The organism is Flavobacterium sp. LM5 (genome assembly GCF_002017945.1).
Classification (GTDB): Bacteria; Bacteroidota; Bacteroidia; order Flavobacteriales; family Flavobacteriaceae; genus Flavobacterium; species Flavobacterium succinicans.
In genome coordinates this window covers 53,320-73,049 of sequence record NZ_MUFX01000003.1, presented here as the reverse complement: position 1 = coordinate 73,049, position 19,730 = coordinate 53,320, and the positions used below count along the sequence as shown (strand labels likewise).

General features: G+C 37.5%; 19 protein-coding genes. 8 read left to right on the top strand and 11 right to left on the bottom strand.

The window, feature by feature from the left end:
* Positions 1 to 13: 13 nt before the first annotated feature.
* From BXU11_RS11025 to hemL, 4 genes are all read left to right on the top strand, one after another.
* Positions 14 to 355, top strand: coding sequence for a hypothetical protein (locus tag BXU11_RS11025; RefSeq protein WP_078212575.1), 342 nt, complete (start codon positions 14 to 16; stop codon positions 353 to 355).
* A 111-nt stretch (positions 356 to 466) separates the two neighbouring features.
* Complete coding sequence (locus BXU11_RS11020) at positions 467 to 1,357, top strand: 1-aminocyclopropane-1-carboxylate deaminase/D-cysteine desulfhydrase (RefSeq protein WP_078212574.1); 891 nt, start codon at positions 467 to 469, stop codon at positions 1,355 to 1,357.
* Positions 1,354 to 2,151, top strand: a complete 798-nt coding sequence (locus tag BXU11_RS11015) for a glucosaminidase domain-containing protein (RefSeq protein ID WP_078212573.1) — start codon at positions 1,354 to 1,356, stop codon at positions 2,149 to 2,151. The genes BXU11_RS11020 and BXU11_RS11015 overlap by 4 nt, the downstream gene beginning before the upstream one ends.
* Before the next feature lie 60 nt (positions 2,152 to 2,211).
* On the top strand, positions 2,212 to 3,501 hold the full coding sequence (gene hemL, locus BXU11_RS11010) for a glutamate-1-semialdehyde 2,1-aminomutase (protein WP_078212572.1): 1,290 nt from the start codon (positions 2,212 to 2,214) through the stop codon (positions 3,499 to 3,501).
* 53 nt (positions 3,502 to 3,554) lie between these two features.
* Here hemL and BXU11_RS11005 read toward each other — a convergent pair whose 3' ends face one another.
* From BXU11_RS11005 to BXU11_RS10980, 7 genes are all read right to left on the bottom strand, one after another.
* Entirely contained in the window at positions 3,555 to 4,001 is a 447-nt protein-coding gene (locus BXU11_RS11005; RefSeq protein WP_024982026.1) for a hypothetical protein, read from the bottom strand.
* Between the two features lie 71 nt (positions 4,002 to 4,072).
* Positions 4,073 to 5,614 carry an L-aspartate oxidase gene (nadB, locus tag BXU11_RS11000; RefSeq protein WP_024982027.1) on the bottom strand — a complete coding sequence of 514 codons (1,542 nt, stop codon included), beginning with the start codon at positions 5,612 to 5,614 and terminating at the stop codon, positions 4,073 to 4,075.
* On the bottom strand, positions 5,614 to 6,543 hold the full coding sequence (nadA, locus tag BXU11_RS10995; protein WP_078212571.1) for a quinolinate synthase NadA: 930 nt from the start codon (positions 6,541 to 6,543) through the stop codon (positions 5,614 to 5,616). Before nadA ends, nadB begins: the two co-directional genes overlap by 1 nt.
* Positions 6,544 to 6,861: 318 nt before the next feature.
* Positions 6,862 to 7,383, bottom strand: a complete 522-nt coding sequence (locus BXU11_RS10990) for an outer membrane beta-barrel protein (protein WP_078212728.1) — start codon at positions 7,381 to 7,383, stop codon at positions 6,862 to 6,864.
* A 269-nt stretch (positions 7,384 to 7,652) separates the two neighbouring features.
* Positions 7,653 to 8,342: an anaerobic ribonucleoside-triphosphate reductase activating protein gene (locus BXU11_RS10985; protein ID WP_078212570.1), complete on the bottom strand. Its 690-nt coding sequence runs from the start codon at positions 8,340 to 8,342 to the stop codon at positions 7,653 to 7,655.
* Complete coding sequence (gene nrdD, locus BXU11_RS17690; RefSeq protein ID WP_074917703.1) at positions 8,326 to 8,484, bottom strand: anaerobic ribonucleoside-triphosphate reductase; 159 nt, start codon at positions 8,482 to 8,484, stop codon at positions 8,326 to 8,328. Before nrdD ends, BXU11_RS10985 begins: the two co-directional genes overlap by 17 nt.
* Before the next feature lie 217 nt (positions 8,485 to 8,701).
* Complete coding sequence (locus BXU11_RS10980) at positions 8,702 to 10,810, bottom strand: ribonucleoside triphosphate reductase (protein WP_078212569.1); 2,109 nt, start codon at positions 10,808 to 10,810, stop codon at positions 8,702 to 8,704.
* Positions 10,811 to 11,187: 377 nt separating this feature from the next.
* On the opposite strand from BXU11_RS10980, the gene BXU11_RS10970 reads away from it, so the two are divergent.
* Positions 11,188 to 12,114 carry a glycerophosphodiester phosphodiesterase family protein gene (locus tag BXU11_RS10970; RefSeq protein WP_139363493.1) on the top strand — a complete coding sequence of 309 codons (927 nt, stop codon included), beginning with the start codon at positions 11,188 to 11,190 and terminating at the stop codon, positions 12,112 to 12,114.
* A 68-nt stretch (positions 12,115 to 12,182) separates the two neighbouring features.
* Here BXU11_RS10970 and lysS read toward each other — a convergent pair whose 3' ends face one another.
* The 3 genes from lysS to BXU11_RS10955 all read right to left on the bottom strand — a co-directional run bounded on the left by lysS (position 12,183) and on the right by BXU11_RS10955 (position 16,294).
* Positions 12,183 to 13,886 (bottom strand): lysine--tRNA ligase, encoded by a 1,704-nt coding sequence (lysS, locus tag BXU11_RS10965; RefSeq protein WP_078212566.1) that lies wholly within the window; start codon positions 13,884 to 13,886, stop codon positions 12,183 to 12,185.
* A 147-nt stretch (positions 13,887 to 14,033) separates the two neighbouring features.
* Positions 14,034 to 15,044, bottom strand: coding sequence for a hypothetical protein (locus BXU11_RS10960; RefSeq protein ID WP_223253726.1), 1,011 nt, complete (start codon positions 15,042 to 15,044; stop codon positions 14,034 to 14,036).
* A 17-nt stretch (positions 15,045 to 15,061) separates the two neighbouring features.
* The gene (locus tag BXU11_RS10955) at positions 15,062 to 16,294 is read right to left on the bottom strand and encodes a hypothetical protein (protein WP_223253725.1); all 1,233 of its coding nucleotides are present in this window, start codon (positions 16,292 to 16,294) and stop codon (positions 15,062 to 15,064) included.
* Between the two features lie 179 nt (positions 16,295 to 16,473).
* On the opposite strand from BXU11_RS10955, the gene BXU11_RS10950 reads away from it, so the two are divergent.
* The 3 genes from BXU11_RS10950 (at position 16,474) to lipB (ending at position 18,999) form a co-directional block, all read left to right on the top strand.
* Positions 16,474 to 17,208, top strand: a complete 735-nt coding sequence (locus BXU11_RS10950) for a hypothetical protein (protein ID WP_078212564.1) — start codon at positions 16,474 to 16,476, stop codon at positions 17,206 to 17,208.
* Between the two features lie 149 nt (positions 17,209 to 17,357).
* On the top strand, positions 17,358 to 18,104 hold the full coding sequence (locus tag BXU11_RS10945) for a hypothetical protein (protein ID WP_078212563.1): 747 nt from the start codon (positions 17,358 to 17,360) through the stop codon (positions 18,102 to 18,104).
* A gap of 187 nt (positions 18,105 to 18,291) precedes the next feature.
* Positions 18,292 to 18,999, top strand: a complete 708-nt coding sequence (gene lipB, locus BXU11_RS10940; RefSeq protein ID WP_078212562.1) for a lipoyl(octanoyl) transferase LipB — start codon at positions 18,292 to 18,294, stop codon at positions 18,997 to 18,999.
* 11 nt (positions 19,000 to 19,010) lie between these two features.
* Here lipB and BXU11_RS10935 read toward each other — a convergent pair whose 3' ends face one another.
* Positions 19,011 to 19,670: a ribonuclease HII gene (locus tag BXU11_RS10935; protein ID WP_078212561.1), complete on the bottom strand. Its 660-nt coding sequence runs from the start codon at positions 19,668 to 19,670 to the stop codon at positions 19,011 to 19,013.
* Between the last annotated feature and the right edge of the window lie 60 nt (positions 19,671 to 19,730).

Genomic DNA, 19,730 nt, shown 5'->3' with positions numbered 1-19,730 from the left:
ATTTTAAAGCGAAATGATTCTTATTGTTGCTAAATATTTAATTCCAAAAGGATATAGCGGCCTCGCTGCTTTTCCGTTTGTGCTAGTTAAAAAAGCAGGATACAAAGAGAATCTCATTTTCCTCAATCACGAAAAAATACATTTGCGACAACAACTCGAATTGCTGATTGTCCCTTTTTTTATTTGGTACAGCCTAGAGTTTTTGCTAAGATGGTACCAATACAAAGATAAAAATCTGGCCTATCGAAACCTGAGTTTTGAACGCGAAGCTTATGCCAACGAATCCAATTTGGAGTACCTTGAAACTAGAAAGTATTTTAGTTTTTTAAAGTATTTGCACACAAAAAGAAATTAAAAGCCTATTTAATCCCAAGGTTCGCAAAGAAAGCGCAATGACCGCAAAGCTTAGTGAACTTTGCGTAAATCTTTGCTAACCTTGCGGTTAATTTTATAAAATCTATACACTTTGAATCAAAAAATAATCTACGAATTGCCCAATGGAATTACTCTTGAAATAAAAAGAGAGGATTTACTTCATCCTTTTGTCTCAGGCAATAAATTCCGAAAACTAAAATACAATGTACTCCAAGCCAAAGCCGAAAATCATTCGGTGTTACTCACTTTTGGGGGCGCTTTTTCCAATCATATTGCTGCTGTTGCCTATGCTGGAAAAGAGCAAGGTTTTGAAACTATCGGTGTGATTCGAGGGGATGAATTGCGCGATAAAATTTCGGAAAACCCTACTTTGTCTTTTGCTCAAGAATGCGGCATGCGTTTTGAATTTGTCACCCGTGAAGCCTATCGTCATAAAACAGACGCTGCTTTTATTGAAGAACTTAAAGCACAATTCGGGTCTTTTTATTTGGTTCCCGAAGGTGGCACGAACGATTTGGCAGTCAAAGGCTGTGAAGAAATCCTAACAGAGCTCGATGCCGATTTTGATTTTGTTTGTAGCGCAGTTGGAACGGGAGGGACCATTTCGGGACTCATTAACAGTGCTTTGCCGCATCAAAAAGTTTTGGGATTTCCAGCGTTAAAAGGGGATTTTTTACAAAATGAAATTCGTAAATTTGTAACCAATAAAAATTGGGATTTGGTAACCGATTATCATTTTGGAGGTTATGGAAAAGTAACCGATGAATTGATCGATTGGATCAATTCTTTTTTTCTCCAAACCAAAATTCCAATAGATCCTATTTATACAGGAAAAATGGCATTTGGAGTAGTAGATCTCATTCATCGCAACTTTTTTCCCCCGAAATCCAAAATATTGATGATTCATACCGGCGGACTACAAGGGATTGAAGGGATGAACATTCAATTAAAAAACAAGCATAAGCCAATAATTTTACAATGATTAAACAAGCATTATATTTTTTTACCTTTATAGTTTTGGTGAGTTGTAATAGCTCTAAAAAAGCAGTTACTTCTTCCAAAAACAACACTTCTTACTCCAAAAAAAATAAAACAGAAGTCATTCAATCTACCTCAAAAACGGTAACTACCAATGATGTGGTGCACAGATACATTGCCCGTTACAAAGAGGTAGCCATGAGCAATATGAAACAATACGGCATTCCAGCAAGCATTATTTTAGCGCAAGGAATTTTAGAATCGGGAGCGGGTAGAGGTACTTTGGCCGTTAATTCTAATAATCATTTTGGGATAAAATGCCATAGCGATTGGGCTGGAGAAAGTGTCTATCATGATGATGATTCACCCCAAGAGTGCTTCCGTAAATACGATAATCCTGAGGGGTCTTATAAAGATCATGCCTTGTTTTTGACCAATAAAAAAAGATATGCAGCCTTGTTTTCATTGCGTAAAGGCGATTATGAAGCTTGGGCTAAAGGGCTACGAGCCGCTGGATACGCTACCGATCCACAATATCCTACTAAATTAATTTCGTATATCGAACGTTACCAATTGCATCAATACGACAACAAGGTTCTAGGCAAAAAATATGCTTTTGATGAAAATCAAAAAGAAAAGGAGTCAATGGCAAGTAATGCTTCGCTGTATGAAGTCCAAAAAGGTGATACGTTGTATTCCATTTCCAAAAAATTCAATGTTTTGGTTGAAGATTTACAACGCAAAAACAACTTAACAGACAACGCCATTTCAATTGGGCAAAAATTGATTGTGAAGTAAGATAAACGTTGATTAAAGTTGATATTTTAGAATTAAAAATACTTTATAAATAGTAAAAATATGATATACCAAAGAAGCAGTCAGCTTTTTGCTGAAGCGGAAAAAGTAATTCCAGGAGGCGTAAATTCGCCAGTACGAGCTTTTAAAGCTGTAGGTGGTACTCCGATTTTTGTACAAAGAGCGCAAGGCGCGTATTTATATGATGAAGATGGGAACCGATTGATTGATTACATTAATTCTTGGGGGCCGATGATTTTGGGTCATGCCTACGAACCCGTTGTGGAGGCTGTAACCGAGCGTGCCAAATTAGGTACTTCTTTTGGAATGCCTACAGAGTTAGAAACTAAAATTGCTGCTTTGGCAGTTTCGATGGTGCCAAATATCGATAAAATTCGTTTTGTAAATTCGGGGACAGAAGCTTGTATGAGTGCCATTCGTTTGGCGCGTGGCTTTACCAAAAGAGATAAAATCATCAAGTTTGCAGGTTGCTATCACGGTCATTCCGATTCGTTTTTGATTGCAGCGGGTAGTGGCTTAAGTACTTTTGGAGTACCGAATAGTCCAGGTGTAACCGAAGGAACCGCCAAAGATACTTTGCTGGCTCGTTACAATGATTTAGAAAATGTTAGCGCTTTGATTGCTGCTAATCCAAATGAAATTGCAGCCATTATTGTAGAGCCTGTAGCGGGAAATATGGGTTGTGTACCACCACTCAACGGATTCTTAGAAGGTTTACGTGAGTTGTGTTCTGCTAACGGAATTTTATTGATTTTTGATGAGGTGATGACTGGCTTCCGTTTGGCAGCAGGTGGAGTTCAGGAATTATTCGGCATTCAAGCGGATATCGTTTGTTTTGGAAAAGTAATTGGTGGCGGATTGCCAGTAGGAGCTTTTGCTGCTCGTGAAGAAATTATGAATTACTTAGCGCCATTAGGTCCCGTGTATCAAGCAGGAACTTTATCTGGAAATCCGTTAGCGATGGCGGCTGGCTTGGCGATGCTAGAGTCATTAAACAACGACAGAGCAGTATTTCAACGATTGGAAGAGAAAACCGCTTATTTAGAAGCAGGAATTCGTAATGTACTTACGGCAAATAGTGTGGTTTTTACCATTAATAGAGTAGGTTCCATGATTTCGGTTCATTTTGATGCAGAGCCTGTAGTTGATTTTCAATCGGCTGCTAAAGGAGATAATGTAACCTTTAAGAAATTCTTTCATGGCTTGTTGAACGAAGGCATTTACATTGCGCCATCGGCTTATGAAACTTGGTTTATTACTGATGCCTTGACCTATGAAGATTTAGATTTTACTATTCAAGCTATTGATAAAGTATCGAAGACTTTTAAGTAGAATGGAATACAAATGAAAAGGGAGTTTCTTGTAGTTGAAACTCCCTTTTTTTATTAATAACCGCCTTTATTCATTTTTCTGTCACCTCTTTTTTCCATCATTTTTTCTTGTCGAATGGCTCTGTCATTTTCCCATTTGGTGTATTGTTCAGGACTAAGAATTTTTTTCATTTGTGCCTCAGTAGCTTCTTTTTCGGCTTTCATTTTTTCAGCCATTGCTTTTCGTTCTTTGGCATTGGCTAATAATCGTTCCTCCTTTTTGGCCTCTCTTTTGGCTTTAAAATCGGCTGCTTTTGCACTTTGATCGGCCAATAATTTTTTTACTTCTTCTTGTTGTTTGGCATTCAAATTTAAATCAGTTGTCATTTTTTTCAAATGCTTCTCTTGACGTTGTTCTGGAGTTAATTTTTCCATTTCGTCACGATTAGGTCTTTCTCTCCTTTGTTGAGCTACGCTGCTTAAACTTACTGCCAATAGGGCAGCCAAAACTAATTTTTTCATTTTCTTCTCAATTTTTAGGGTTATATAGGTAAGACCCTAAAGAAGGAGAAAGGTTTAATGTTAACAATGTTTTAGTATTTGGCTTTTTTGATTTTGAAAAAACCGCCATGATTTTGATCTCTCAACAATGAATGTTGCACGATTAAAATCCCAATGGTAATCATGTTTTTTAGTTCGAAAAAAGCAGTGTTGCCTTGGTAATTGTCCTCTAGATCTTGAAGTTCTTTGAGCCAGCTATTCAATTGGTGCTTGGCTTTTTTTAGATCGTGATTGTTTCGTACTATTCCGGCATTACTTCGCATTAAGAGCTGTAGTTCACTTTTCATTTGACTCAAAACGGAGTTGATGATTAGTGGTAATCGGTCTTTTTGAATGCTTGATTTTAGGTTTGTTTTGGGTTCTAATGTGTCTTTTTCGTCTAAATTTGACAAATAATCGAAGATGGTATTGGAGAAAACCAAGGCTTCTAATAATGAATTGGAGGCTAGTCTGTTGGCGCCATGCAGTCCAGTTCTGGAGGATTCGCCACAGGCAAAAAGATGCTGTACAGATGTTTTTCCGTGGGTATCTACTTGAATACCTCCACATAAATAGTGTTGGGCAGGAACTACTGGAATCCAATCTTTGGTAATGTCAATGCCAATGCTTTTGCAATGTTCGAAGATCGTGGGGAAATGGGCTGTAAATGTAGTCATATCCAAATGTGTACAATCGAGGTAAACGCACGACTCACCTGATTTTTTTAATTCCAAATCGATACTTTGCGAAATGATATCTCGTGAGGCTAGTTCTAATCTCTCGTCATAATCTTGCATGAAGCGATAACCATTTTTGGTTTTTAAGTACGCACCAAAGCCTCTTACGGCCTCTGAAATTAAAAACTGAGTTCCCAAAACATTATGGAATAAAGCGGTAGGATGGAATTGAATGAATTCCATTTCTTTGATATTGGCTTGTATGCGGTAGGCCATGGCAATTCCGTCGCCAGTAGCAATCACGGGGTTGGTAGTATGACCATATACATTTCCTATTCCGCCAGTGGCTAGAAGGGTGTAGTTGGCATAACAGTGCAAGATAGTTTTGTCTTTTTGATTCAAAATGATAGCTCCAAAACAATGATTGTTTTCGGCTATTAGGTCAATGGCAAAATGATGATCCAAAACCGTGATGTTGTCTTGAAGGTACACTTGTTGTAAAATGGCGCGTTCTATTTCGAAACCTGTTTGGTCTTTGTGATGCACCACGCGGTTTTGCGAATGTCCACCTTCTTTGCCTAAATCAAAATGGCCTTGAGCGTTTTTGTCAAATTGTGCGCCCCAATTAATTAATTCTTGTAGGCGTTTTGGACCTTCGGTAATTACTTTTCGGACTACCGATTCATCGCACAATCCATCGCCACAGATTAAGGTGTCTTGAATGTGTTTTTCGTAAGAGTCCTCTAGTTTGTTGGTTACAATGGCAATACCGCCTTGCGCATATTTGGTGTTCGATTCTTCGGCATTGGATTTGGTAACAATGGTTATTTTTTTTTCTGGAAATCGCGCTGCTATTTTTAAGGCAAAGGTTAAACCCGCTACGCCAGATCCTATGATTAAGTAGTTGGTTTGTATCATTAGTTTGAGAGTTCAAGCATGCGCTCAATTGGTCGTAAAGCTTGTTTTTGTATGGTTTCGGGTATGATGATTTCGGGGGTTTCGTTTAAAAGGCAATCGTATACTTTCTGCAAAGTGTTCACTTTCATATAGGCACATTCGCTACAAGCGCAAGTATTGTCCTCTTTGGAAGGTGCTGGAATTAAGATTTTATTGGGTACCTCTTCTTGCATTTTGTGCAAAATACCCACTTCGGTAGCTACTATAAATTTTTCGCAAGTACTGTTTTTGACATAGTTGATCATGCCAGCGGTAGAGCCAATATAATGCGCGGTTTTGAGAATGTGCGTTTCTGATTCGGGATGCGCAATGATTTCGGCATCGGGGTTTTGTTGGTACAAATCAATAAGTTTTTCCAGTGAAAAAGCTTCGTGTACAACGCAGGATCCGTCCCAAAGCAATAACTCTCTACCGGTTTCATTACTGATATATCTTCCTAAGTTTTTGTCTGGCGCAAAAATAATGGGTGTTTCTTTAGGGATTGAGTTGACAATTTTTAGTGCGTTTGCAGAAGTACACACAATATCGGTTAGCGCTTTTACTTCGGCTGAGCAATTCACATAGGTAATTACTAAGTGATCTGGATGGGCTTCTTTGAATTTTTTGAAGGCATCGGCAGGGCAAGAATCGGCCAAAGAACAGCCAGCATTGAGATCAGGTAGAATGACTTTTTTGGATGGATTTAAAATTTTGGCGGTTTCGGCCATGAAATGTACGCCAGCAAAAAGAATAATCGATGCTTCAACTTTGGTAGCTTCTTGGGACAAACCCAAACTATCTCCTACATAATCTGCAATATCTTGAATGTCGGTATCTTGATAATAATGGGCCAAAATGACGGCATTTTTTTCTTTTTTGAGCGCTAAAATTTTTGCTTTTAAATCTTCCATTTTCTTTCCTTTTTTTAAATAATTTATTTTTTTAAAGGGGCTGTAAAAGTATTGTTACCTTATTTAAATCACAATGATAAATATCAGGTTTAGAAGTGGTTCGTTTTTTTTGGTCACAATTTGTTGATGAGATTTGAAAGCTTTTAAAAGGATACTTTTTTTCTAAAAGATGTAAGTTAATCGAAAGGATTGAATGTTGTTTTAGGATAACTGTAAGCCGAGTATTGAAGTTAAAGATGCCAGAGGAAGGAGTATCATGGCCAAAAAAAACCTCCAATGTTTTGTTGGAGGCATGAATTATGAGTAGTTGTGCAGTTTTTATAGATGCAAAGCAAAACCAATATTGAATTGAAAACTATCATCGAAATATTGATTGTATAGGGCTTTATTATATCTAATGCCTGGTTCTATACTAATGTTTTTGCCTATAAAAATAGCGTAACCGGCTTGTATGCCTACGGATTTTGGGTTAGCGTCTGTGTCTCCAATCCCAACTCCATTATAGGATATTTCAATGGGAATCATTTTTTTGAAGTAATATTTTACCCCTATTTTATAGGCTATGGGGTCGTTAGATCCACTTCCTGCGGTTTCGCCAAAACCTAATCCTAGTTTAAGCGCTAAATTATCTTTAATGAAGTAACCTCCTTCGAGCCCAACATTATAGGAAGTTTTTCCGTCTTTAGAAGAAAAGTAAAAAGAAGTATTTCCTACGTTATCACCAAATCCGGTGTTGGCTTCAATAAGCCATTTTTTTTTGGAAAGTTGACCGTCTTTTGCTTGTGCAATAACGAAGTTGGTAACCAATAGTACGAGTACAGTAAGTGTAATTTTTTTCATAAGATATAGTTTTTTGTTTTTCAAACTTAGGTATAAACAAAATACTACATATTTTTTTATGAAAGAATTAACTTATTTTTTCATTCACTGTGAATTATTTTACTGTTTTTTAATTTGCTGTAAATCAAATATTATCCGGTTTAGAATCGGATGTGGATGTAGTAAAGTGGAGGGTTTGGAAAAGAAATACAAATTTTTGAGTAGTGTTTGTGAAAACATTGGAAGTGGTACCGCGGTGTTTTGATGTTGTTTTGCTTTGGAGGACGGGCTTAATTCCGGATCACAAGTTGTAGTTTTTCAGCAGTAAAGGTTTGCGCATTAAATTGGCGTTGAGAATGACCTAGTTTTTTGATGGTAGGCGCTTCGTTTACAAAGTGCTGAATATAGTATTGGCCATGATAGCCTTTACGCTCCAAATAATGGATCATTTTTTGAAGGTCTGATGTTGAGATTAAATCAGAGTGGATGGTGGTGCGTACTTCGAAGGGTACGGAATGTTTGAGTAGCAATTCGAGGGATTGTTCGAAAGGGGCAAACAAATCAGATTGGGTTATTGTTTCGAAAGTATGGGGCATGGCTTTGAAGTCCAAGGCCACGTAATCTATGGTTTGTTGCTCGAGTAAGGTTTGGAGTACTTTCGGATTGGAACCGTTGGTGTCAATTTTTACCAAAAAGCCCATTTTTTTAACGGTTGCAATGAATTCGATGCAGTTTTTGTGTAATAGGCATTCGCCACCGCTAAAAACTACAGCATCGAGTAGGTTTTTACGGGTGTTTAGGAAATCAATAGCGTGCTGAAAGGTGAGTTTACCTTTGCCTAACACGATTTCTGGATTGTAGCAATATTGGCACCGCATGTTGCAGCCTGCAAACCAAAGGATGCAGGCTGACTGATGCGGATAATCCAATAAGGTGAATGGAGTTATACTGTAAAGGGGTGTACTAACACTTGCATTCATTGAAATGGGTGCGTTGTTTGTGTTCTCCTTTTTTACCAATATTAAAGCTTTCTACCGGACGGTGGTAGCCCATCACTCGAGTGTACACTAGACATTTGGTTCTGCGTTCTGGGTTTTGTGCTAAAACAGGATGTGTTTTCATTTTTATTAGGGTTTTAGATTGTTTAAATGTTTAAAGTTTAAGGTGGTTTAAAGGTTTGAATTGTTATGGTTCAACCTTTTTTGGATGTTTCCAAAAGGGTACTTTGTGGCTCTTTAGCCCCGATCGCAGTGAAAATCCCCCGCTTTTTCTGCGGGGAATTGTAGCGAAGAGCGGGAACGATGTTGGTTGATAAGCCCCTTGTTGCTGCTCCTAAAAATTAGCTGGCTAGTGCTTCTTTTTCTTTTTCTTGAATTAAAGCTTCGTCACATTTTGGGCAATATTCGTGTTCGCCATTCAAGTAACCGTGTACAGGGCATACGCTGAATACTGGGGTTACGGTGATGTAGGGCAGTTTGAAATTGGAAATTACTTTTTTGACAAATTGTTTACAGGCTTCGGAGGAACTGATTTTTTCGCTCATGTAGAGGTGTAGCACGGTTCCGCCAGTGTATTTGCATTGTAAGCCGTCTTGTAAATACAGGGCTTCGAACGGATCTTCGGTATGATCGGCTGGAATTTGTGAACTATTGGTGTAATAAAAATTCTCTCCCTCTCCAGCTTGGATGATATCGGCAAAGCGTTTTTTGTCTTCTTTGGCAAATCGGTACGTGGTTCCTTCGGCTGGTGTGGCTTCGAGATTGTATAAGTTTCCGGTACTTTCTTGGAATTCTTTCATGCGATTACGAATGTGTTCCAAGATTTCACCGGCAAATTCGATACCGGTTGGCGTGGTGATTGTATCGGTATTATTGCTAAAATTCAGGATCATTTCGTTCATGCCGTTCACTCCGATGGTGGAGAAATGGTTGCGGAAATGCGATAAGTAACGTTTGGTGTACGGGAACAAGCCGCGGTCGTACATTTCTTGAATGAAGACTCTTTTCTTTTCTAAGGTGGATTTGGAAATGTACAGCAGGTTGTCCAACTGTTCGATTAAACCGGCTTTGTTGCCTTTGTATAAATAGCCCAAACGCGCCATGTTGATGGTGACTACGCCAATGCTTCCAGTCATTTCGGCGCTACCGAATAGTCCGTTGCCTCGTTTTAACAGCTCACGTAAATCGAGTTGCAAACGACAACACATGCTTCGAACGGCATTGGGTTTGTAGGCGTTGGGGTTTTCTTCTTTGTTTCCGTTCTCGTCGAGCACATATTGGCTGCCGATGAAGTTTTGGAAATATGAAGATCCAATTTTGGCTGTGTTTTCGAACAATAATTCGGTGTTTTCACCATCCCAATCAAATTCTTCGGTAATGTTGACCGTAGGAATCGGGAAGGTAAATGGCTGTCCGTTGGCATCGCCTTCGGTCATTACGGTGTAATACGCTTTGTTGATGAGGTTCATTTCGGTTTGGAAATGCTCGTAACGCAATTCGGTTAAGGTATTTACGCCTCTTGCTTTGGCACGTTCTAAAAGATCTGTACTGGTTTCATTTTCGAAAAAGTGATGGTCTTTTTTGGTTGGAATTTGTGTTTTTAAATCCTCTGGCACGACCCAATCCAAGGTGATGTTGGTAAAGGGAGATTGCCCCCAACGAGCGGGTACGTTTAAGTTGTAGACAAAGCTACGAACGGCTTTGAGTACTTCGTCAAACGATAAATTGTCTTTGAAAACATAAGGAGCTAAATAGGTATCGAAAGAGCTGAAGGCTTGTGCTCCGGCCCATTCACTTTGAAGGATACCTAAAAAGTTAGCCATTTGTCCTAAGGCTTCTCTAAAATGAGCTGGTGGTCTGCTTTCTACACGGCCGCGAACACCATTGAAACCCTCGTTAAGTAGGACTCTTAAACTCCAACCCGCACAGTATCCCGTTAAACAATCGAGATCGTGAATGTGGATGTCGCCATTTCTATGTGCATAGCCTTCTTGTTTGGTGTAGACTTTATCTAACCAATAATTGGCAATGATTTTTCCAGCTACATTGTTTACCAAACCAGCATTGGAGTAGGAAGTGTTGGCGTTGGCATTGATACGCCAGTCAGTTTGATGAATATATTCTTCAATAGTTTGTGTGCTGTCTACATAAGTGGTGTCCTCGTTGATGCCTTCTGCATGCTCGCGTTGCAATTTACGTGTGTGTCTGAACAACATAAATGAGCGCATGACATCAAAATGTTTGTTTTCAAAAAGTGTTTTTTCGATGCAATCTTGGATTTCTTCTACGGACCAAGTTGTCATGGAATCTAACTCTTCCATCACTTTTACAAAGACTTGTTCATCTACTGATTGATGAACACTTTTAAAACTTTTTTCAAGTGCATCCTTGATTTTGAATGCTGCAAAAGGTTTGTATTCTCCATTCCGTTTGATTACGTATTTTTCCATGATTCTGAAAGTTTTAGTTTGTAAAATGTTGTTAAAAAAATAGATGGTTTTTTTGCTTAAAAATATAAATGACACATAAAAATTCCAAGTCGGTTTGTTGTAAACGACTTGAAATCAGTGTTATAGTTTTGTTTTGGAATTTGTTTTTGTATAGTGCAATTTTACCCCTAATGGCTGTTCTTGGGACTGATATTTGTCATGTTTTGTCTTTTTTTATACCCATAGGAAAAGGAATCGGAAGTGTTGAAATTGTTCGGTTTGCCGGTTTATTGGCTATGCGTTGTTAATAACTTATTGTCTATTTAAATCTTAAAATTTTTAAAAAGAAAGAGGCATTGGATTTCATTTCAATATTTTTGAAAGCTAAAATTTATAATATGAAAATGAAACGTTTATTTTTACTCGTACTTTTTTTGGTTTTGTTGTCGCTACAGGCTCAAACTACAGAACATAGAATTGCCTTTAAGTCGGTCAACGAATTGCAACAATTTTTGAGGTATTCCAAAAAATCGCTTCCTTTGGTGAGTGCACATCGTGGGGCACCAATGCCGGGATTTCCAGAAAATTGTACAGCTACGTTTCAAAATACCATTCAGTATAATCCCGCCATCATTGAAACAGATATTGCGTTATCCAAAGATTCGGTTTTGGTGATGATGCATGATGATAAATTGGACCGCACCACAACGGGTACAGGACTGATAGGAAACTATACTTATAAAGAATTACAGGAATTCTATCTCGAAGATCCACAGGGTAAAGCAACTCCTTACAAAATTGAAACACTAGATCAGGTGTTGCAATGGGGTAAAGGGAAAGTGATTTTTAACCTAGATGTCAAAAAAGGAGTGCCGATGCAAAAAATAATCGATGCCGTGCGTCGTAACCAAGCAGAAGCGTATTCGGTAATTATTACTTACAATGCTAATCAAGCTGCTGAGGTGGCGCGTTTGGCTCCTGATTTGATGCTGTCTGTTTCGGCAAGAGGAAAAGAGGACGTAGAGCGTATGGAAGCGTTGGGAGTAAAAGCAGAAAAAATGATCGCTTTTGTGGGAACGTCGGCACCGAAACCTGAAGTGTACAGTTATTTGCACAGTCGAAAAATTGCGTGTATCGTAGGGACTATGGGTAATATTGATAAAAGTGCTGCGACTAATGGCGAGGCATTGTATTATCAATTAGTATCGAACGGTGCTACTATTCTGTCTTCGGATCGTTTTCCTGAAGCTAGTGAGCAATTGCAACGCTTTGCTAAAGATAAAAAGCTACGCTTGAAGCATATTAAAGAAGTAGTAAAAAAGTAATTTGTATAGAAACAACAAACCCGATAATAGGTCATATTATCGGGTTTATTTTTATGATTATGAAAATTTTACTCCTTCAATCGACAAGCTTTTACATCACCATCAACCACAACTTCGGTCATTCCAAGTGCGGAAAGGTTTTTCATTGCTTTATCCCATTTTTTACCACTCAATTCGGATTTGATTTTTAGTAAACTAAATTCCATTTGATTGTCATTGGCTTGTAAAATGGCAACAATTACTTTTTCATCAGCTTCCAATTCCACGGTTGCTTTTTTCTTTTCTGGTCGCATTTGTGGGAACAAAAGCACTTCCTGAATAGAGGCATTATTGGTCAAGAACATCATCAAGCGGTCCATTCCAATTCCTAATCCAGAGGTTGGTGGCATTCCGTATTCTAATGCTCTCAAGAAATCTTCGTCAATAGTTCCGTTTGCCTCATCATCTCCTTTTTCAGCCAAACGCATTTGGTCTTCAAAACGTTCTCTTTGGTCTATTGGGTCGTTCAATTCTGAGTAGGCATTAGCGATTTCTTTTCCGCAAACCATTAATTCGAAACGCTCTGTTAATTCTGGATTATCGCGGTGTTCTTTACACAATGGCGACATTTCTTTTGGATAATCAGTGATGAAAGTCGGCTGAATATAATTTCCTTCGCATTTTGCGCCAAAAATTTCGTCAATCAATTTTCCTTTACCCATAGTTTCATCCACTTCAATTCCCATACCTTTAGCAGCTTCAAACAATTCGGCTTCGCTTTTTCCAGAAATATCAAAACCTGTAAAATGCTTGATGGCATCGGTCATCGTTACACGAGCATAAGGCGCTTTGAAATTGATAGTGTGTTCGCCAAAAGTCACTTCGCTAGTTCCGTTTACAGCCGTTGCGCAATATTCTAATAATTGCTCTGTAAATTCCATCATCCAGTTGTAGTCTTTGTAGGCTACATAAATTTCCATAGCGGTAAATTCAGGATTATGGGTTCTGTCCATACCTTCGTTACGGAAATTTTTTGAGAATTCGTACACACCATCAAAACCACCAACGATTAGTCTTTTCAAATACAATTCATTGGCAATTCGCATATATAATGGAATATCCAAAGAGTTGTGATGCGTTATAAATGGTCTCGCCGCTGCACCACCAGGAATGGATTGCAAAACAGGAGTTTCTACTTCTAAGTACCCAGCGTCGTTAAAGAAAGTTCGCATTGCTGTGAACAATTTAGTTCTTTTGATAAAGGTTTCTTTTACGTGTTGGTTCACGGTCAAATCTACATAACGCATTCTGTAACGCAACTCGGCATCGTTGAACGCATCGTGAATTTTTCCGTCTTCGTCGATTTTTGGTAATGGTAAAGGGCGTAAAGTTTTGCTCAAAAAGGTAAATTCATCTACACGAATACATTGTGCTCCTACTTTAGTAGTAAACAATTCTCCTTCAATACCAATAAAATCTCCTAAATCGGTTAATTTTTTAAAAACTTGATTGTATAACGTTTTGTCTTCTTCTGGGCATAAAACATCGCGATTTACGTACAATTGTATACGTCCTTCGCTATCTTGTAATTCAGCAAAACAAGCTTTTCCTTGGTCTCTAACGCTCATTAAACGTCCTGCAACAATAACTTTCTTGCCTTCTTCAAAAGTTTCCTTTACTTGCTTTGAGGTATGATTAACTGGAAAAAGATTGGCAGGATAAGGATTGATTCCTAGATTACGTAATGCTTGAAGTTTTTCTCTTCGGATAATTTCTTGTTCTGATAAGGCCATTATGTTCTGAATTTTAAGTCTGCAAAGATAAGAAAAGAATACAGACTTCAGATTTTAGATTTTAGATTTTTTGGAAAGGGATTGCGAGTAGTGCTTTTGAATTTAGTTCAAAATTCTTCTATATGAAAATGAAAACTGAATGCGATTTTATTTCTGTTCCGCAATGGTAATTTTATTTATTTTCAGGATTCGGATGGTTTGATTAAGGTTGTCCGGTACAAATAAGCGTTGATCCAAAAGAGCACAACTAGCAATGCCTGTAAATGGATTTTGTCCCATAACATCCATGTTGCTTAGCAATGGAGTATAGGATTGATCTAGAAAAGCCCCTTTGGGGTACAAGCGAATATGAGTATTTCCTTTTATATTTTCGGTGGTGATGGCCCAGTCGTTGCTAAAAGCTACTGAGGTTGGATTGCAATCGATGATGACTTTAGTGTTGGGTAAAATAGGGACCGTTAAGGAGTTGGTGCCGTTTTTTACAATATCGGTTAGGTTGTAATGTAAATAACCATTGGCGTTACGCCCAGCTACGATCAGATTTCCATTGGAAACATCCATCGAATAGATTTCATCGCTTCCTTTTAAGGTGTTGAGTTTAGCGATGGGTACTAGATTCCAGTTACTAGATTCTGTGATTTGTGCCGTTTGGAATACTTTAATGCTTGTGTTTTTTTCTTTAACAAATAAAAGGCCGTCTTTTGCTTTTAAACCAAAAACGTGTACAAAAGTTTGCCACCATTGACCGTTTCCAATCGTATTGATACCCGAAAGTGATTTTTCATCCAAAACAAAAATTCTTGAATCAATACTTCCAAGGTAGATTCTGCCATTGTCTATAGAGACGGAAGATAGTTTGGTGAACGGAATAGTAGTGGTTCCTTTGGTGTAGTTTTTTACACTAGAAAGGTATGCTAATGTGGTAGCATCAAAAATTTCTAAAACATCACCATTGCAAACGTATAATTTGTTGTTGGCAATAGTTAGGGCTCTTGTTTCTAGTTTTCCAGGTCCGCCTACAATTTGATTGGCGTTGATGGTCGCTTCGTTCGTTAAAAAATAGTGTTGATAGTTGGTCGGCTCGTATGTTTCGTCACTGTCTTTGCTACAACTGATTAGAGTAGATAGAAGTAGTATAAGGTAAAAATATTTTTTCATTGTGTTATCGTATTGTATTAGTTCCATTTTCCTTCTCCTTTGTACTTTAGTAAAAAGGGATTGTTGTTGTTGATTTTAAAAACAGGTTTGTTGTATGTGCCGTTTAAATACTTGGTTTTTGTCCACCCTTTAAGGATCTCGGGGTCAATAAAAGGCAAGTCATTTAAATAGATCAAGTATTTGTAAAAATGTGTCAGCATTTCTTGTTGGCCACCTCCTTCGCCGCTATTGGCCAAATTACTACTGTGTCCAAAACCAATATGATGAGAGTATTCATGAGACCAAACCGACATATCGCCTAGCCAATGCCCTCTAACGTATGAGGATTCCCAATGTGAGGCCAGTGGTCCGCCTCCTAAAGCAGCAGCACCGCCCACCATGGCCATGTAAACTGTTCTTGAATCAAGATAGTTCCAGTAAATTTTTTCAATTTCTTCTTTGGTGTAATAGTCATAATTACCGTTGGTGTCATCTCCATTGCCATGCCAGTCAATCGCACCGTTTACGGGAGTCCCTGCTAAAGTAGCTTGCTCTTGTTTGTATTTGTCATAGTTTTTAAAAGTGTCATAATAAATTGGGTGACTTAGCGCATAGGAATAGTTGATGATCATAGTGATCGCTTCTTTGGCCAAAACAGGATTCATTGGGAGAAATTTCCCTAATTCGTTGATGTGGTACCCATCATGAAATTGTACTAGGTGTTTGGATTTAATTTTTTGAAATTTAGCAAATAAGGGATCGGTTGATGCGGTTGTAAACGTGATTTCGTTCGATGCAAAGCCTTCTATTTTGTCAATAGTAACGGTTTTTCCATTTTCTAATAAATAATCGTTTTTGCCAACTACCAATGGTATTTGATGTACGGATCTGTGAAAAGCTGGGATTTTGCTAAAATGAAACAACACAAATCGCTTGTCGTAGTTGGCTAGTTTGGCATAGATTTTTACGTCGGAAAGCGCTACTGGCGAGTACAATGAAATTTGAATGGAATCTTTTTCCTTTTGGATAATTTGTAACGGTTCGTTGACGCGAAACCATCGGTCTTTTTTGTCATACATTCTGGCAGGATCTTCATCATCCTCAAACATTGTCATCGGTTTGTTGGCAGCGGGTAATTGGGTAGCGTCAATACTAGATAAATAATTAGGTTGGTACGTTTTGTAGTTTACGTCAGTTTCACAACCAGCAAAAACTAAAACAGTGATCGTTAGTGCTAGGAAAATCTTTTTGTTTTTTAAAATGCGATGCATAGGTTAAGTTTATTAGGTTTAGGTGCACAAATTTATTTTTTTATTTTGTAATCCTTTAGCGCAATATTTTTGTAATTCATAAATTTTATGCCTAGTGACTTTGATTTATATACGGTTTATTAACTGGAAATATTTTTTTATAGGTTATTTCTTTATATTTGATCGATTAATTGTATCATATGAAGAAAGAAAACACCTTTTTGATGGTTATGTGTTTGCTCCTTTTAGTGGGGTGTCAAGTAACCGAAACGATAGTGGTAAATGCCGATGGAAGTGGGCAGGCTACTTTTGAATTGCATCGAGTAGAGCAAAGTTATCAGCAGATAGCTGGTGAAGAGTATAACAAAAATGAAGTTTTTGAAGATACTACCTATGTTTTTGATGATTATATAAAAAAGTATGATGACACTTTTTCAAAGTTAACACTTGAAGAAAAGGCCGTGTTTAATGCATACAAAGGTGTGAAGGTCCATATCAAAAAGAATTCTTTTGAAAAAGAGTTTCGAACCACCTTTAAGCAAGATTTTCTTCATCCTTCCAAAATTGCAGATTTGTATAAGACTCAGGAATATGTGAGTGACATTGTTCATAATTATGCTTTGAGTGCTGAGGAGCATTATTATAAGGTTTCTTTTGAGTATTCAGGAAACCAATTTAAAAGGGTGGTAACAATTATTAGTGAGAAGTTTTTAAAGAAAGAACAAGAGAATTTAGTACAATATAAGTCTAAATTGTCTCCTATGAAGTTGCATCAAAAATTAACATTCAACTATCATTTTCCTAAAAAGATACAGTCGGTATCCGTGGCAAATGCCAAAATAAGTCCGGACAAAAAATCGGTAGCAATCACTTTTGATCTGCTTGAAAGTTTGATAAACCCCGAAAGTACTGCGGTGACTATTGTATTTGAATAATACTAAAAATAGGTAAAGAGCTTGACTATTTTGAGTTTGAACAAGTGTTTTTAGTATCTTTGGCTCAAATTAAATGTGTGCTACATTCTTTCGTTAAAATGTAGTAATTTTTTCAAATGCCTCATTTTAGAGGTTAATACTATTGGAATATGAAAGCCAAATTAATGCTTTTTGTTTTTTTGATCACTAGTTTAGTGACGAGTTGTACAGTGACCGAAAATATTTATGTAAATACGGATGGTTCAGGAAAATTTAGTGTAGATCTTGATGGTTCAGGATTAATGACCATGATGCCCAAGGACTCACTAATGGGGCAAAAAAATCTGGATTCTACTTTTACTTTTAAACAGATCATTGCTGAAAATAAAGATAGTATCGCTAAATTACCTATAGATGAGCAACAATTGTTGAAGAAATTAGAAAATTTCAACGTGCGAATGCAAATGAATCAAGAACAAAAGCAATTTTTATTCACTTTATCTACTGATTTTAAACAGGTGTCAGACTTGCAGGATGCTATGGTCGCAGTAAATGCTATGAGTGCTTTGCAAAATAAAGGATTCAAATCGGCTGAGTTTGGTTCAGGATTGCTTCAGGAAGGAATTGCTAATAATAATTCGACTTTGGTATATACTCTTAAAGGAAACACCTTTTCAAGAATGGCGACTTCTAATAAAAATGAGAGTAAGGATGAAAATAATGAAGCAACGGAAATGAATAAAATGATTTTTGCTTCTTCAAATTATATTTTGAAATATCATTTTGCCAAGCCCGTTAAAAAAGTTTCCAATGCATCGGCCTTATTTAGCGAGGATAGAAAAACGATTACCCTTCAATATCCTTTTTCGGACTATATGGATCATCCTGAAAAAATGAATATAGAGGTTGAGTTTTAGGGATTCCTTCACTTATATTATTTTCATAGATGTTCAATGAACTTCGTTTGCAGTGAAAATCCTTTTTGAGGCTTTTTCTGCCTCAAAAAGATTGTAACGTAAGAGCCCGACCCTTGTGGTAACGCCCGAATATTGAGATAAAAAAATGCTGTTCTTTATGGAATTAAGCGAATTTTAGATACGTAAAATGAATAAAAATATCCAACTTCTAGATTTAGGCAGTAAAGATTATAAAGCAACTTGGGAATATCAAGAGGCCTTGTTCAAAGAAATTGTCGATTTAAAAGTCCGAAATCGTAGAGAGGAAACCCATCTTCCTACGCCAAATTATTTGCTCTTTGTGGAACATCCACATGTGTATACTTTAGGGAAAAGTGGTGATTTGAGCAATTTGCTTTTAAACGAAACCCAATTGTCAGCAAAAGGTGCTACGTTTTACAAAATTAATCGCGGGGGCGATATTACGTATCACGGCCCAGGGCAAATTGTGGGTTATCCTATTTTGGATTTGGAGAATTTTTTCTCGGACATTCATAAATACTTGCGTTTTTTGGAGGAAGCCATCATTTTGACCTTGCAAGAGTACGGATTAGAATGCGGAAGGAGTGAGGGTGAAACGGGTGTTTGGTTGGGAGTAGGTACTCCGTTTGCTAGAAAAATTTGTGCCATGGGCGTGCGTGCTTCACGCTGGGTGACTATGCATGGATTTGCTTTAAATGTGAATGTTGATTTGGGTTATTTTGATAATATTATTCCGTGTGGTATTCGTGGCAAAGCGGTTACATCGCTCAATGTAGAGCTTGGTGTGGCAGTGGTAGATGAAGAAGATGTGAAGCAAAAAATTAAAAAACATTTTGCATCACTGTTCGAAGCTACTTTTGTTAGTATGATTTAAAGTTTTGTTTATTACAAATCGAGTTTGAGTTGTTCGGGTAATAGTCGAAAGCTCATGCGATGGTATTTTGTAACTCCATATTTTTGAATGGCTGCTCGATGCTCTTGCGTTGGGTAGCCTTTGTTTTTTTTCCAATTGTACATGGGGAATTCTTCGTGAATACGATCCATGTATTCGTCCCTGTAGGTTTTGGCCAAAATTGATGCTGCAGCTATATTCATATATTTGGCATCCCCTTTTACAATGCTGGCGTTTTGTAATCCAGTTAAAAATTCGATTTCTTCTTTTGAAAATATTTTAACACCTTTCGTGATAATTCCTTTTTTTGGAATAAATGGGGCATTCCCATCAATGATGACAGCATTCGGTTTTGGATCCAATTTTACAACACATTCTTGCATGGCTTTTATCGATGCGTTCAGAATATTGATGTCATCAATTTCTTGTGGTTCGATATGGGTAATTGCGTAGGATATCGCTTCATTTTCAATAACGCATTTAAGACTTTTTCGAATCTTTTCTGTTAACTTTTTGCTATCATTAAGTAAATTGTTTTTAAAATGTAATGGAAGGATTACGGATGCGGCAGTTACAGGGCCTGCTAGACAGCCTCTTCCGGCTTCATCGCAACCGCTTTCGTAGAATTTTATGAAAAAATTAGGACTTAGCATATCGTATGGTTTTTAACATTACTATTTTAAATTATTCTCGTTTTTTTGGATTATAAATAC